Origin of the sequence: Franconibacter daqui, assembly GCF_014644275.1 — a bacterium.
In the GTDB taxonomy this organism is placed as follows: Bacteria; Pseudomonadota; Gammaproteobacteria; order Enterobacterales; family Enterobacteriaceae; genus Franconibacter; species Franconibacter pulveris.
In genome coordinates this window covers 825,007-838,395 of the sequence record NZ_BMKJ01000001.1, presented here as the reverse complement: position 1 = coordinate 838,395, position 13,389 = coordinate 825,007, and the positions used below count along the sequence as shown (strand labels likewise).

General features: G+C 58.2%; 15 protein-coding genes. 3 read left to right on the top strand and 12 right to left on the bottom strand.

Going from position 1 to position 13,389, the window contains the following annotated elements; translation table 11 throughout:
- Positions 1-2: 2 nt before the first annotated feature.
- The 10 genes from flgK to flgB all read right to left on the bottom strand — a co-directional run bounded on the left by flgK (position 3) and on the right by flgB (position 9,055).
- Complete coding sequence (gene flgK / locus IEX01_RS03995) at positions 3-1,664, bottom strand: flagellar hook-associated protein FlgK (protein ID WP_024556695.1); 1,662 nt, start codon at positions 1,662-1,664, stop codon at positions 3-5.
- A gap of 76 nt (positions 1,665-1,740) precedes the next feature.
- The gene (gene flgJ, locus IEX01_RS03990) at positions 1,741-2,697 is read right to left on the bottom strand and encodes a flagellar assembly peptidoglycan hydrolase FlgJ (RefSeq protein WP_188723297.1); all 957 of its coding nucleotides are present in this window, start codon (positions 2,695-2,697) and stop codon (positions 1,741-1,743) included.
- Positions 2,698-2,804: 107 nt separating this feature from the next.
- Positions 2,805-3,902, bottom strand: coding sequence for a flagellar basal body P-ring protein FlgI (locus IEX01_RS03985; protein ID WP_024556693.1), 1,098 nt, complete (start codon positions 3,900-3,902; stop codon positions 2,805-2,807).
- A gap of 11 nt (positions 3,903-3,913) precedes the next feature.
- Positions 3,914-4,612, bottom strand: coding sequence for a flagellar basal body L-ring protein FlgH (gene flgH / locus IEX01_RS03980; RefSeq protein ID WP_024556692.1), 699 nt, complete (start codon positions 4,610-4,612; stop codon positions 3,914-3,916).
- A 55-nt stretch (positions 4,613-4,667) separates the two neighbouring features.
- A complete protein-coding gene (gene flgG / locus IEX01_RS03975; RefSeq protein WP_024556691.1) occupies positions 4,668-5,450 on the bottom strand; it encodes a flagellar basal-body rod protein FlgG in 783 nt (260 codons plus the stop codon).
- A 16-nt stretch (positions 5,451-5,466) separates the two neighbouring features.
- Positions 5,467-6,222, bottom strand: coding sequence for a flagellar basal body rod protein FlgF (locus IEX01_RS03970; protein ID WP_024556690.1), 756 nt, complete (start codon positions 6,220-6,222; stop codon positions 5,467-5,469).
- A 20-nt stretch (positions 6,223-6,242) separates the two neighbouring features.
- Positions 6,243-7,502, bottom strand: a complete 1,260-nt coding sequence (gene flgE, locus IEX01_RS03965; protein ID WP_024556689.1) for a flagellar hook protein FlgE — start codon at positions 7,500-7,502, stop codon at positions 6,243-6,245.
- A gap of 24 nt (positions 7,503-7,526) precedes the next feature.
- Complete coding sequence (flgD, locus tag IEX01_RS03960) at positions 7,527-8,219, bottom strand: flagellar hook assembly protein FlgD (protein WP_024556688.1); 693 nt, start codon at positions 8,217-8,219, stop codon at positions 7,527-7,529.
- Between the two features lie 11 nt (positions 8,220-8,230).
- Positions 8,231-8,635, bottom strand: a complete 405-nt coding sequence (gene flgC / locus IEX01_RS03955; protein WP_024556687.1) for a flagellar basal body rod protein FlgC — start codon at positions 8,633-8,635, stop codon at positions 8,231-8,233.
- Positions 8,636-8,638: 3 nt separating this feature from the next.
- Positions 8,639-9,055: a flagellar basal body rod protein FlgB gene (gene flgB, locus IEX01_RS03950; protein WP_024556686.1), complete on the bottom strand. Its 417-nt coding sequence runs from the start codon at positions 9,053-9,055 to the stop codon at positions 8,639-8,641.
- A gap of 153 nt (positions 9,056-9,208) precedes the next feature.
- On the opposite strand from flgB, the gene flgA reads away from it, so the two are divergent.
- The 3 genes from flgA (at position 9,209) to flgN (ending at position 10,678) form a co-directional block, all read left to right on the top strand.
- On the top strand, positions 9,209-9,865 hold the full coding sequence (gene flgA / locus IEX01_RS03945) for a flagellar basal body P-ring formation chaperone FlgA (RefSeq protein WP_024556685.1): 657 nt from the start codon (positions 9,209-9,211) through the stop codon (positions 9,863-9,865).
- A gap of 92 nt (positions 9,866-9,957) precedes the next feature.
- Positions 9,958-10,254: a flagellar biosynthesis anti-sigma factor FlgM gene (gene flgM, locus IEX01_RS03940; protein ID WP_024556684.1), complete on the top strand. Its 297-nt coding sequence runs from the start codon at positions 9,958-9,960 to the stop codon at positions 10,252-10,254.
- Positions 10,255-10,258: 4 nt separating this feature from the next.
- A complete protein-coding gene (gene flgN / locus IEX01_RS03935; RefSeq protein WP_024556683.1) occupies positions 10,259-10,678 on the top strand; it encodes a flagella biosynthesis chaperone FlgN in 420 nt (139 codons plus the stop codon).
- Between the two features lie 138 nt (positions 10,679-10,816).
- Here flgN and murJ read toward each other — a convergent pair whose 3' ends face one another.
- Both murJ and IEX01_RS03925 read right to left on the bottom strand, forming a co-directional pair.
- Positions 10,817-12,352, bottom strand: a complete 1,536-nt coding sequence (gene murJ, locus IEX01_RS03930) for a murein biosynthesis integral membrane protein MurJ (RefSeq protein ID WP_188723296.1) — start codon at positions 12,350-12,352, stop codon at positions 10,817-10,819.
- A 113-nt stretch (positions 12,353-12,465) separates the two neighbouring features.
- Positions 12,466-13,389 (bottom strand): Gfo/Idh/MocA family protein, encoded by a 924-nt coding sequence (locus tag IEX01_RS03925; RefSeq protein ID WP_188723295.1) that lies wholly within the window; start codon positions 13,387-13,389, stop codon positions 12,466-12,468.

The following is a 13,389-nucleotide window of genomic DNA, read 5'->3' as shown; positions in this document are numbered from 1 at the left end:
CGTTAGCGAATCGACAGCAGAGCGTCGAACAGGGTGGAAGCGGTTTGTAACACTTGCGCATTAGCCAGGTAGTATTGCTGGAAACGCTGCAGGTTACCGTATTCTTCATCGAGGTTAACCCCCGAAATAGATTGCTGCTGGTTGCTAAGCTGCGTGACCACATTGCTTTGCGTTGTGCTGGTGATTTTCAGTGTGTTGGTCTTGTTTCCCACGTCACTGACCAGTGCGGCATAGGCGTCGTTAAACGTTTTATTGCCACCCACCGCTTTGCTGCTTTGCAGATTGAGTAATGCCTGGCCGTTACGATTATCGCTTTCGCCCGTGCCCGCCTCGCCTGCAAGAGCAATTTTTGACTCATCTTTAATAGCGACGCTCATATTCACAATGGCGTTAACAACCGGTTTCACCGTAAAGGTATCATTCGTCGCCGCGCTGCCGCTGATATCAACCTTCAGGCCATCAAACTCAAGGCCCGTAAAAGGACCGCCAGCCGGCGTCTGGGTTGCGGTTACGGTGGTATTGTCGGACAGACGCGTTACCTGCCAGTCGTTACCATCAAATACAACCTTGTAGTCGGTCGCCTGAACCTGGGAGCCGTCAGTGATGGAAGCCGTCAGCGTAGCGCCTGGCGTCTTGCTGTTTTTACTGTTGCTCAGTACCGCAGGGCTACCAATTTCAAAGAAATCACCGCCATCTGCACCGCTGGGATCAACACCTTTCTTATGCTGATTGTTAAACGCATCAGCAAAAGAGAGCGCCAGTTGGTTGAGAGAGTTACGCGTCTGATCGAGATCCTGAGAACGGAATGTCAGCATGCCGCCCAGCGTACCTGTGGTAAGTAATTTCTCTGGAATCTCAATGTTGCCTGCGGTTTTGTCGACATAAGCAACCGTAACGCGAGACGGATCGTTGCTGGAAGAGACGGCGGCAAGTTGATTCGCAGTGCTGCCCTGCACCAGTGAGTAGCCGTTACCGATAGAAATGTTATAAGTGCCGCTATCCTGCACGCTAACTTCTACGCCCACGACTTTATTGAGTTCGCTAACCAGTTGATCGCGCTGGTCAAGTAAAGCATTTGGCGAAGCGCCTGCTCCCGCTGCGGTCAGCTTAGAAATCTGATCGTTCAGATTCGCTATCTGTTTAGCGTAGCTATTCACCTGACTTACACTTGAGGAAACGGCTGTATTAACCTGGCTATTCTGATCGCGCAGATATTGATCTGCCACTTTAAACTGGTTAACGAGGCCTTCCGCTTTACCCAGCAGAGTTTGACGTGCAGCCGGGTCCTCAGCGTTGCTTACCAGCGTTTGTAAGCTGGTGAAAAAGCCCTGCAAAGAGGTTGAAACCGTATTGGTGCTGCCAGAGAACATATTGTCAATTTTTGACATCTGCTCATAACGTGACGTTAATCCGCTTCCCTGGTTTTCAGCACTGCGCAACTGATTAGTAATAAACGCATCGTACTCACGCTGAACACCGGAGACATAAACGCCATTGCCAGTATATCCCCCTGCACCCAGCGTACTGTTGGCCGACGCTAAAATGGTGTTCTGACGGGTGTATCCCGCCACGTTATAGCTGGAAATATTGTTGCTGACAGTATTCAGCGCAGCCTGGGCTGCGCCAAGGCCACTCATGGCGCTATTAATTAAGCTACTGGACATGGGGGTTCCTTATGAACATTCTGACTCAGGGTCCTGTCGAGAAGTATCGGCAGCCTGCGACATAACTTGAGCGTTTTCAGAAAAGCGTCGACAAATCGTTGTTGTAAGCTTTGCTCACTTTCTCGGACATCGATTTAAGCTGCTGAATCATCGACGTCAGCTTGCGCGCGTAGTTCGGATCGGTCGCGTAGCCAGCGTTCTGCAACGCCTGCGCGCCCTGCTCCGCCGTCGCGGCATTGGTCACCGCTTCGTAGCGCGGGTTGCGGGTCAGCAGCCCGACATAATCGGAAAGCGCTTCGAGATAAGAGCTGTAAACGCGAAACTTCGCTTTTACCTTTTTCGCTTCGCCGTTTTCATACTCGGTGGTCGTAATTTCCGTCACCGGCCCTTTCCAGCTCGACGTGGCTTTCACGCCAAAAAGGTTAAAGCTTGGCTCGCCGCTTTCGGTGCGAATTTGACGCTGGCCCCAGCCCGACTCCAGCGCCGCCTGGGCGAGGATAAGGTGATGGGGAATGCCGCTTTTCTCGGCGGCGAGACGCGCAGGCAGCGCGAGCTGGGCGAGGAAGTCTTTGCTGTCGCCGGAGAGCGGCTCGTCATTAGATGGCGCTTTCGGCACGGCGCTGCGCACGATTTGCGTCAGCGTCTGGTTGCGGTACGTATTTACGGTGTCGATATCAAACTTCATCGGCGCCGTCTGCACAGAGGCCTCTTCCGGCGCGCTTGCCTGCTGCTCGCCGCCCATCTGTTTCACCATCATGTCCGCAAGCCCAAGTCCTTTGCCCGACGTCATCTGTTGAGCAATCTGTTGGTCATACAGGCTGGTATAAAGCCGCGTCTGGTCGCTGCTGAACAACCCATCTTTCGGCAGTGCTTCACGCATGCTTTTTAGCATCATCTGCACGAACATCCCTTCCATCTGGCGGGCCACATCTTTGATATTGGCTTTTGGATCCTGGCCCGCTTTGGCTTTTAGTTCGTTTAATGACTGCGCGTCCCAGGCCGCGCTGGTCATCAGTCGGGTGTCGTTCAGCATGAGACTGTCCTTTAAAAGTTAACCCGCTCTCGCGCTTTTACTGCCGCTCAGGCGGGAAGAACATAAAACTGCGGCCTTCACCCCAGAGGCGAAGGCCGTTATATCGCTTAGATGATTTCCAGTTTGGCGCGCAGGCAGCCAGCGCTTTGCATCGACTGGAGAATCGACATCAGGTCGATAGGCGTCGCGCCCAGCGCATTAAGCGCCCGTACAACATTGTTGAGGCTCGCGCTCTCGCGTACCGTCTGCAGCGACCCGCCGCTCTGGCGCATATCGATTTGCGTCTGCGGCGTCACGACGGTCTGCCCGCCGCCAAACGGCGTATCCGGCTGGCTAACGTTCGCCTGACGGTTAACCGTGACGGAAAGATTGCCCTGCGCCACGGCGCAGGAATCGAGCATCACTTCGCGATTCATCACCACCGAGCCGGTGCGGGAGTTGATAATGACTTTCGCATCCTGCACCGCCACGTTCACTTCCAGGTTCTGGATATCCGCCAGCATGCGGACCTGCGAGCTGCCGCCCGTCGGCACGCGAACCTGCACGGTACGGGCATCCAGCGCAGTGGCGCTGCCGTAGCCGCGGGCGCGGTTGATGGTGTCGGAGATCTGCTGCGCCAGGGTGAAGTCTTCATTATTAAGCTGCAGGTTAATGGTGTTGCCATTACCGAACTGACTTGGCAGCTCGCGCTCAATGATAGCGCCGTTGGTGATGCGCCCGCCGTTGACCTGGTTGACCTGCACGCTGCTGCCGCCTGCGGAGGCGCTCGCGCCGCCGATCAGAATGTTGCCCTGCGCCAGCGCATAAACCTGGTTATCAACCCCTTTTAACGGGGTCATCAGCAGCGTACCGCCGCGCAGGCTTTTGGCGTTGCCCATCGAGGAAACCACCACATCGATGGTCTGCCCCTGGCGCGCAAAAGCCGGGAAGCTTGCGGTGACCATTACCGCCGCCACGTTTTTCAACTGCATGTTGGTGCCCGCCGGCACGGTGATGCCGAGCTGGGAGAGCATGTTGTTTAAGCTCTGGGTGGTGAACGGCGTCTGGGTCGTCTGGTCGCCCGTCCCGTCAAGGCCGACCACCAGGCCGTAGCCAATCAGGGAGTTTTCACGCACGCCCTGCACGCTTGTCAGGTCACGAATGCGGTCTGCCTGCGCAAGCGTCGCGACCAGCAGAAGCATGACCCCGAATAGGGATTTAACCATGTGTCACCTCGTTACATCGGCGATAAGTTGAGGAAGAAGCGCTGCAGCCAGCCCATATTCTGCGCTTCGTTGATATAGCCGTTGCCGACATATTCGATTCTTGCGTCCGCCACCTGCGTGGACGGTACGGTGTTGTTGCCGCTAATGGTGCGGGGGTTGACCACACCGGAGAAGCGGATAAATTCTGTGCCCTGGTTGATGGCTATCTGTTTCTCGCCCACCACGTGCAGGTTGCCGTTGGCCAGCACCTGATCGACCGTGACCGTCAGCGTGCCGCTGAAGGTGTTGCTGGCGTTGGCGCCGCCTTTGCCGTTAAAAGCGTTAGAGCCTGAGGAGTCGACGTCGGCGCGCGCATTGCCGAACAGGCCTTGCAGGTAGCGCGGAACGGTATCTAAACCAAAGCTGGTTTTGCCGTCGCGGCTGGCATTCGCCGACGAGCTTTTGCTGGCGCTGACGTTTTCCTGCAACTGGATAGTCAGCGTGTCGCCGATATTGCGCGGACGACGGTCTTCAAACAGCGGCTGGTAGCCGTAGTTAATCGGCTGAACGGACTGGAAAATCGACCCGTTAACCACCGGCGCGGGCGCGGGCGCGGGCTGCGCGGTGGTAGCCCCCTGAACCAACGGGGTGGAAGGCACCCAGGCGCAGCCTGAAAGGGTCAGCGCGAGCGCAATCGCGTAAGGATAAAGTGGCGCACCGGTTTTTTGCATGGCATTCATCTTGAGTTCGGGTATCCGGCGCGGCTTACGCCGCGCCGAAGGGACCTTAGAGTTGCGTCAGTTTTTGCAGCATCTGGTCGGTCGTGGAGACCGCTTTACTGTTGATCTCGTAAGCGCGCTGCACCTGGATCATGTTTACCAGCTCTTCCGCCACGTTCACGTTAGAGGTTTCAACATAACCCTGATACAGCAGACCGGCGCCGTTAAGGCCCGGGGTGCTCTCGTTCGGCGCGCCGGAAGCCTGAGTTTCGGTATAAAGGTTTTCACCGATGCTCTCGAGACCGCTGTCGTTCATAAAGGTGGTCAGGTTGAGCTGGCCTACCTGCACCGGGTTGGCCTGGCCCTGCTGAGTGGCGCTCACCACGCCATCACGACCAATGGTAATGCTCAGCGTATTCGCCGGAATGGTAATGGCAGGCTGAACCTGGAACCCCCCCGCCGTCACCAGCTGGCCGTTCTGGTCAACCTGGAAAGAACCATCGCGGGTGTAAGCCGACGTTCCGTCCGGTAACAGCACCTGGAAAAAGCCCTGGCCTTTAATTGCAACATCTTTGCTGTTGTTAGTCTGGGAAAGGTTGCCCTGGCTGTGCAGACGCTCGGTAGCCACCGGGCGTACGCCGGTGCCTATCTGCAGGCCGGAAGGCAGCGTAGTCTGCTCGGAAGACTGCGCGCCGGGCTGGCGAATCGTCTGGTAGAGCAAATCTTCAAAAACCGCGCGCTGGCGCTTAAAACCATTGGTGCTGACGTTCGCCAGGTTGTTGGCGATAACGTCCATATTGGTTTGCTGGGCGTCCAGACCGGTTTTGGCGATCCATAATGAACTGATCATAGTGGCGTCCTGTTTCTTAACTGTTTGACAGCAGCTGGTTAGCGCGCTGTTCGTTATCATTGACGCTGGAGATGACTTTCATCTGCATCTCGAAGCGGCGGGCGTTGGCTATCATGTCGGTCATCGCTTCAACCGGCTTGACGTTGCTGCCTTCCAGCACGCCAGGCATTACGCGTACCGTAGCGTCGGCCTGCAGCGCCGCGCCGCGCTGGGCCTGCGCCTGCGGGCTGACGCGAAACAGGCCGTCATCGCCGCGCACCACGTCACGCGCTTCGGCTTTCACCAGCTTCAGGCGGCCGACGGGCGCCACGGTATTCGCCGGATCGCCGGGGTTAAGCGCGGAAATCGTGCCGTCCGCCGCGATAGTGATTTGCGAGCCTTCCGGCACGGCAATCGGACCGCCCTCGCCCATGACCGGGTTGCCCTGAATGGTCAACTGCCCCGTCGGCCCAACCTGGATGTTGCCATTGCGGGTATAGGCTTCGCTGCCGTCAGCGGCCTGCACGGCAAGCCAGCCATCCTGCTGCACCGCCACGTCCAGCGGACGCGAGGTGTAGTTGAATTCGCCCTGGCTCATATTCGCGCCGGGCGTCGAGGCCGTCACAAGCGTTCGGGTATTGAGCGAAAGCCCTTCCACCGGCACGGCGCGCAGCGCGTTAAGCTGAGCGCGAAAGCCTGGCGTAGAGGCGTTGGCGAGGTTGCTCGCCGTTACCGCCTGTTGGTTCAGCGTCTGGCTTGCCGCGCCCATCGCGGTATAGATTGCGTGATCCATTAAGCCCTTCCTTCACTCACTTAGCGCAGGTTAACCAGCGTGTTGAGGATCTGATCCTGCGTTTTGATTGTCTGCGCGTTGGACTGGTAGTTACGCTGCGCAACGATCATATTGACCAGTTCTTTACTCAGATCGACGTTGGAAGCTTCCAGCGCGCCGTTGGTCAGAGAGCCGAAGTTGCCGGTGCCCGCCGTGCCGAGCAGCGCCACGCCAGAGGCGTTGGAAGAAGCCCAGACGTTATCGCCCTGCGAGGACAGCCCTTCCGGGTTCGCGAAGTTCGCCAGCACGATCTGACCCAGCAGCTGCTGCTGTTCGTTAGAGTAAGTGCCGACGAGGGTGCCGTCGTCGTTAATCTGGTAGCTCACCAGGTCGCCCGGCTTATAGCCGTTCTGGGTGGTGGAAACGATGCTGCTGGTGCCGGTGTTCTGCTGCATGGAACCAAAGAAGTTCAGCGCGAAAGTCGCAGGCGTCGCACCGTTGATGGGGCCAGTGGTGACGTTGAAAGACGGCGGATTGGTGACGGTGCCTGCGGCGGCGTCAGCGGCAGTCGCGGCAAGACCGGTCAGGGTGCCGTTCTCATCAAACTTCATGTAGGTGTTTGCCGGCGTGTTGGCAACCCACGGGGTGTTAACGCTGGAGTCCTGCGTGTAAACGGCCCAGGTGTTGGCGTCAGTTTTCACGTAGAAGACGTTCATGTCATGCGCGTTACCCTGGCTGTCGAATACGGTAACGGAACCTTTTTTGTTATAGGTATCGGAATCAGTCGGATTGAACGGGGTTTTGGTCGGCAGTTTGTCGGTGGAGTTCAGGTTAACGACCATTTCCGCCGTGGTGGTGGTTTTCGCCGCCATCAGGGTGTTCGGAACGGTCAGTCCTACCGGGTTTGCGCCCTGCTGAATGGTCGGCGGCGTGCCGGTTGCCGGGTAGCCGGTTAACTGCAGGCCCTGCATGTTCACCAGGTTACGGTTTTCGTCCATCTTGAACTGGCCGTTACGGCTGTAATAGACCGAACCGTTGCTGTCTACCAGACGGAAAAAGCCGTTCTGGCTGATAGCCACGTCCAGGGCGCGACCGGTATTGGTGGTCGTACCGTCGCTGAAATCCTGGGTAATGCCCGCCACTTTCACGCCGAGACCCGCTTTTGAGCCTGCGAACATGTCGGCGAAGGAGACAGAACCCGATTTAAAACCGTAGGTCGCGGAGTTGGCAATGTTGTTGCCAATTACGTCCAGGTTGGTGGCCGCGGCATTCAGGCCGCTGACCGCTTGAGAAAACGCCATGTCTTACTCCTGATAATGGTTGAATCAGATGATTTGTCTGACTTCGTCGAGGGTGGTGGTGCCGTAAGTACCTAAATCCAGCAGGCTGCCGTTGGCGCTCTTCGTTACGCCGTTGACCAGCGCGAAGTTGAGCGGCTGGGCGACCAGCTGCGTGCCGTTGCTGCTGGCGGAAATGGAGACGTTGTAAGCGTTATCCGGCGCGGTAGTGCCGTCGTTTAGCTTGCCGTCCCAGCTAAAGGTATGGACGCCCGCGCTCAGCCCGCCGAGTTCAATCGTGCGTACGACTACGCCGCTCTTATCCGTAATGGTGGCGGTCACTTTATCGGCAGCCTGCGCCAGCTCTACGCCAAACGGCGTAGTGGTTTGGTTACCGGCAAGAATGGTCGTGCCCGGAACCATGACGCCATGGCCGATAAGGGTGCTCGCCTGCAGCGACTGGTTGTTGTTAAGCTGACCGGAAACGGCGCCGAGCGTGGTGTTGAGTTTTTCAATACCGCTCACGGTGCTGATTTGCGCAAGCTGAGTGGTCAGCTCGTTGTTCTGCAGCGGGTTGGTCGGGTCCTGGTTTTTCAACTGGGCGACCAGCAGCGTCAGGAAGCTGCTCTGCAGGTCCGAGGCGCTGCTGCCGGAGAGACCGTTGGCGCTGCTGGTGCTGGTGCCGGTCGCGCTGCTGACGCCGCTGTTAGTCGGGTCGTTAACGTTTACGGAAATCGACATGCCCTTCTCCTTTATTGACCGAGGGTGAGCGTTTTGAGCATCAGGGATTTCGTGGCGTTAAGCACTTCCACGTTAGCCTGATAGCTGCGGGAGGCGGACATGGTGTTCACCATCTCGCCAACCACATCCACATTGGGCATGCGCACGTAACCCTTGGCGTCCGCCAGCGGATTGCCTGGCTCATAGACCAGTTTGTCCGGCGCCTGGCTTTCCAGGACGTTAGTCACCTTCACGCCGCCTGTCGGCGAGCCTGGCTGGGCATCAACCTGAAACACGACCTGTTTCGCGCGATACGGTTGACCATCCGGTCCGGTAACGCTGTCGGCGTTTGCCAGGTTACTGGCCGCCACGTTCAGGCGCTTGGACTGCGCGGTCATCGCGGAGCCGGCAATATCAAAAATATTCAGCAAAGCCATCCGTTATCCTCCCGATTGCAGCACTGACATCATGCTTTTGATTTGACCGCCCAGCACCTGCAGGTCGGACTGGTATTTCAGGCTATTGTCCGCAAACTGCGTGCGCTCGCGGTCCATATCCACGGTGTTGCCGTCCATTGCGGGCTGATCGGGGATACGGTAGAGCAAATCAACATTCGGCGCGGTATTCGTCTGGGCAGGGATATGACGGGCGGAGGTCATCGACAGTGCAATGGAACTTCCTTCCGTGCGGCCCCGCTCCATCACTTTTTTGAGTTCACTGGCGAAATCAATATCCCGCGCCTGATAACCTGGGGTGTCGGCGTTGGCGATATTGGAGGCCAGAATCTCCTGACGCTGGGCGCGCAAATTAAGCGCTTCTTGCTGAAAGCGCAGCGCGGCGTCGAGTTTGTCGAGCATGATTCCTCCGCATAGCATGGTGATGATGCACAGCTTACTGGGTGAGCGCCCTCCCTTATCGTTGGAATAAGCGCAAAATGCGTCGCTATTTGTTGCCTTGAAGGAAAACGAGTGCGGGTAAAATCATCGCCATTCCGCTAACGGAGACGCGCCATGAAACGCCTGAAACTCTGCTGCGCAGCGCTAATGTTGCTAAGCTCGCCCCTGTTCGCCGGGACGCTTGAAGCCCAGCTGATTCCCTTTTTCGCCGCAAGGCTTGCCGGGATAAGCGATGACGTCAGCGTAACGGTTAAAACCCCGGCCAATTTATGGCCTGCCTGCGAGCAGCCGCAGTTCAGCCTGCCGGGCAATGCGCGGCTGTGGGGCAACCTGAGCGTGCAGGCGCGCTGCGGCGGCGATAAACGGTATTTGCAGGTGTTGGTTCAGGCGACAGGCGAGTATGTAGTGGCGGCGCAGCCGGTGGCGCGCGGCAGTCGGCTCGACAGCACGTCAGTGCGTTTAATGCGCGGTCGCCTTGATCAACTCCCTCCCCGGGCGATGCTGGAGTTGAATCAGGCGCAGGATGCGGTTACGCTTCGCGACCTCGCGCCAGGACAACCGGTATTGCTTTCCATGGTGCGCCAGGCATGGCGAATCAAAGCGGGCCAGCGTGTGCAGGTTATCGCGCAAGGCGAAGGCTTTAGCATTAACAGTGAAGGTCAGGCGTTAAACAATGCGGCGGTTGCCCAGAATGCCCGGGTGCGTATGGCTTCGGGCCAGGTGGTGAGCGGCACGGTCGGCTCTGATGGGAATATTCTGATTAGTCTATAATCTTCATAAAGATTCGCTGTCCACTGCCGATAAATAAGCAACACCTAAATGACAGGCTCTGCGCCGCGAGCCACCTCAATGAGGACTTAACAATGAGCAGCATTGAACGCACTTCGCCTTCTAAACCGATCAGCGCCGTACAGGCACGTGAAACCAACGAGGCCGCGCCACAGAAAACCCGTACCGAAAAAGCGACTGCCGCTAACAGCGCCAGCGTAACCTTAAGCGATGCGCAGGCGGCGCTGACGCAGCCTGGCGCAAGCGACATCAACGTAGAGCGCGTGGAAGCGCTGAAAACCGCTATCCGTAACGGCGAGCTGAAAATGGACACCGGCAAAATCGCTGACGCGCTGATTCAGGAAGCGCGGAGTTACCTGCAGAGTAAGTAACGATATGAGTCGTCTGTCAGAAGTGTTAGACCAAATGACCGTTGTCCTGACCAGCCTTAAAGAGGTCATGGACGCGGAACAGCAGCAATTGTCAGCGGGCTATGTGAATGGCAGCGCGCTGCAGCGTATTACAGAAGAAAAAAGCTCCCTGCTCGCCACGCTCGACTATCTTGAGCAGCAGCGGCGCTTGCAGCAGGCTTCCGCTAATGACGCTGACGCTGACGCTCAACGCTGGCAGACGATTACGCAGAAAACGCGTCACCTGCGCGACCTTAATCAGCACAACGGCTGGTTGCTTGAAGGGCAACTGGCGCGCAATAGCCAGGCGCTGGCAATCCTGAAGCCACATCAGGAACCGGGCCTGTACGGTGCCAACGGCCAGACCGCCAGCGCCCAGCGCAGCGGCAAAAAGATTTCGATTTAACGTTGCTTATCAATGCGAAAGGCGCCTGAAAGGCGCCTTTTTTATTGGGCGAAACAGCGGGGGTGACGAAAAAAACCCGCGACGCTTACCCGCGCTGCGCAGCGCGGGTAAGAAAGCGTCATTCGCTGTCGGCGCGCCTTACGCCGTGCGCCGTGCGAAATCCCTCACCCGGAAGCCCAGCAGCCCCAGCGTGATGAAGTAGGCCGCCACCCCGGCTACCACCACTGCCATCAGCCGCAGCAGGCGCCAGGGCATCGAGCCCAGCGCCCAGTCCGGCATGAACTGCATCATGCCGAGCAGCGCTGCGGACATGACGAGCACGGCAATCACCAGCCGCGTCAAAAATGCGCCCCAGCCAGGCAGCGGCGTGAAGATGCTGCGCTTGCGCAGCTGCCAGTAAAGCAGCGACGCGTTCAGACAGGCCGCAAGGCCTATCGAGAGTGAAAGCCCGGCGTGCTTCAGCGGGCCGATAAACGCCAGGTTCATCAACTGCGTCATAATCAGCGTCACGATGGCGATTTTCACCGGCGTCTTAATGTCCTGACGCGAATAGAAGCCTGGCGCCAGCACTTTCACCACAATCAACCCAATCAGCCCTACAGAGTAGGCGATCAGCGCCCGCTGGGTCATGGCGGCGTCAAAAGCGGTGAATTTGCCGTACTGAAACAGTGAAACGGTGAGCGGTTTGGCGAGGATGCCCAGCGCCACGGCGCTTGGCAGCGCCAGCAGAAAGCAAAGCCGCAGGCCCCAGTCCATCAGGCGGTTATATTCGTCATGGTTGCCGCTGGCGAAGCTTTTCGACAGCGAAGGCAACAGGATAGTGCCGAGCGCCACGCCGAGCACGCCCGACGGAAACTCCATCAGACGGTCGGCGTAATACATCCAGGAGACGGAGCCGGAAACCAGAAACGAAGCGAAAATCGTATTGATAATAAGCGAGATCTGGCTGACGGAGACGCCGAGGATGGCGGGCCCCATCTGGCGCAGCACGCGGCGCGCGCCCGCGTCGCGCAGGTTAATGCGCGGCATCACCAGCATGCCGATTTTCTTCAGATGCGGCAGCTGATAGACCAGTTGTAACACGCCGCCGACGGTGACCGCCCAGGCCAGCGCCAGCACCGGCGGGTGAAAATATGGCGCGGCGAAAAGCGCAAAGCCTATCATGCTGACGTTCAGGAAGGTCGGCGCAAAGGCGGGTACCGAGAAGCGGTTCCAGGTGTTAAGGATGGCGCCGGCAAGCGAGGCCAGCGAAATCAGCAAAATATAGGGAAACGTAATGCGCAGCAGCTGCGAAGTCAGCGCGAATTTATCCGCCGTATCAGCAAAACCTGGCGCAGTGACCAGAATGACCCACGGGGCGGCCAGCATTCCTGCGACGGTCACGATGGCCAGCGCCAGCGTCAGCAACCCGCTGACGTAAGCGACAAACACCCGCGTGGCGTCTTCGCCCTGCTTGCTTTTGTACTCGGCGAGAATAGGCACAAAGGCCTGTGAAAACGCCCCTTCGGCAAAAATACGGCGCAACAGGTTAGGCAGCTTGAACGCCACAAAAAAGGCGTCGGTGGCCATACCGGCGCCAAACACCCTCGCCACAATGGCGTCGCGCGCAAAGCCAAGCACGCGGGAAAACATGGTCATTGAGCTGACGGCGGCCAGCGATTTTAATAAATTCATCGGGTTGGTGGTCCACAAACACTAACGCCTGCAAAGCAGGCGTCGGGGCGTTGAGCGAAGCGCTTAGTCTACTCAACTGCCGGGGAAATACTACCGGCAGTTGTTACGAGGGATTATTCGCTTATCGCCTCCCGCCAGAGTTTCTCAATGATCCGCTGGGCAAGTAGCGCCTGGTCGCCTGCCGTTTCCGGAACAGTCTGATTCGTCACGCAGTCGATGAAGTGACGCGCGCAGCCGGCAAACCCGCGCTGCTCCAGGGTGCTCTGCCAGCCCGGCACCGGGCTTGTCACGACGCCTGCGCCGCGCTCTTCGCGCCATTCACGCATATCGGTGACTTCATAAAGGCCGCCGTCGGTCACCGCCTGCACCCATTCGCGCTGGCTTCCGGCCCGCCGGTGCATGCTGGTGGTGATTTGCAGACGGTCCCGGGCGAAGTGATGTTCAGCATACAGCATTTCGCCCTGCTCATTGGCCATCAGCGCGCCGCTCTGAAGCGTTCCCTCGCCGCCTGCCAGCCACAGCGCGGTATCCACCACATGCAGATAGTCGTCAAGCAAAGTAAAACGCAAATCATGCGGGCCGACGCTGTCGGCGCGGTGTTTATCCATACGCAGCGAGGCGGCGTCTGTGAGGCGCGCTTTCAGCGCCTGATAGCGTGGGGCGAAGCGTCGGTTGAAGCCCACCATCAGCGTCAGCTTCTTACGGGCGGCCAGCGCCACCAGCCGTTCGGCGTCCGCCAGATTTTCCGCGAGCGGCTTATCCACGCAGACATGCACGCCCGCATTCAACAATTCGCTCACTACCTGATAGTGGCTGCTGGTGGCGCTGTGCACGAACACGGCGTCGCACTGCGCGGCGAGCGCCTGCAGCGAGTCGACATAAGGCAGGCGATACGCCTCGCAAACGGGCAGCGCTTTCGCTTTATTCGGCGAAAAAGCGCCGGTTAACCGCCACTCTGTGGCGTGAGAAAGCACCGGCAGCCACGCTTTTTGCGCAATGCCGCCAAGCCCTACCACGCCGATGCGAAGTTTGCTCAT

Coding starts and splice junctions, on each gene's coding strand:
- flgC (WP_024556687.1), bottom strand. CDS start 8,635: ATGGCTTTGCTGAATATTTTTGATATTGCCGGCTCCGCGATGACCGCG.
- flgN (WP_024556683.1), top strand. CDS start 10,259: ATGAGTCGTCTGTCAGAAGTGTTAGACCAAATGACCGTTGTCCTGACC.
- flgH (WP_024556692.1), bottom strand. CDS start 4,612: ATGCAAAAAACCGGTGCGCCACTTTATCCTTACGCGATTGCGCTCGCG.
- flgB (WP_024556686.1), bottom strand. CDS start 9,055: ATGCTCGACAAACTCGACGCCGCGCTGCGCTTTCAGCAAGAAGCGCTT.
- IEX01_RS03970 (WP_024556690.1), bottom strand. CDS start 6,222: ATGGATCACGCAATCTATACCGCGATGGGCGCGGCAAGCCAGACGCTG.
- IEX01_RS03925 (WP_188723295.1), bottom strand. CDS start 13,389: ATGAGCAAACTTCGCATCGGCGTGGTAGGGCTTGGCGGCATTGCGCAA.
- flgD (WP_024556688.1), bottom strand. CDS start 8,219: ATGTCGATTTCCGTAAACGTTAACGACCCGACTAACAGCGGCGTCAGC.
- flgG (WP_024556691.1), bottom strand. CDS start 5,450: ATGATCAGTTCATTATGGATCGCCAAAACCGGTCTGGACGCCCAGCAA.
- murJ (WP_188723296.1), bottom strand. CDS start 12,352: ATGAATTTATTAAAATCGCTGGCCGCCGTCAGCTCAATGACCATGTTT.
- flgA (WP_024556685.1), top strand. CDS start 9,209: ATGAAACGCCTGAAACTCTGCTGCGCAGCGCTAATGTTGCTAAGCTCG.
- flgE (WP_024556689.1), bottom strand. CDS start 7,502: ATGGCGTTTTCTCAAGCGGTCAGCGGCCTGAATGCCGCGGCCACCAAC.
- flgM (WP_024556684.1), top strand. CDS start 9,958: ATGAGCAGCATTGAACGCACTTCGCCTTCTAAACCGATCAGCGCCGTA.
- flgJ (WP_188723297.1), bottom strand. CDS start 2,697: ATGCTGAACGACACCCGACTGATGACCAGCGCGGCCTGGGACGCGCAG.
- IEX01_RS03985 (WP_024556693.1), bottom strand. CDS start 3,902: ATGGTTAAATCCCTATTCGGGGTCATGCTTCTGCTGGTCGCGACGCTT.
- flgK (WP_024556695.1), bottom strand. CDS start 1,664: ATGTCCAGTAGCTTAATTAATAGCGCCATGAGTGGCCTTGGCGCAGCC.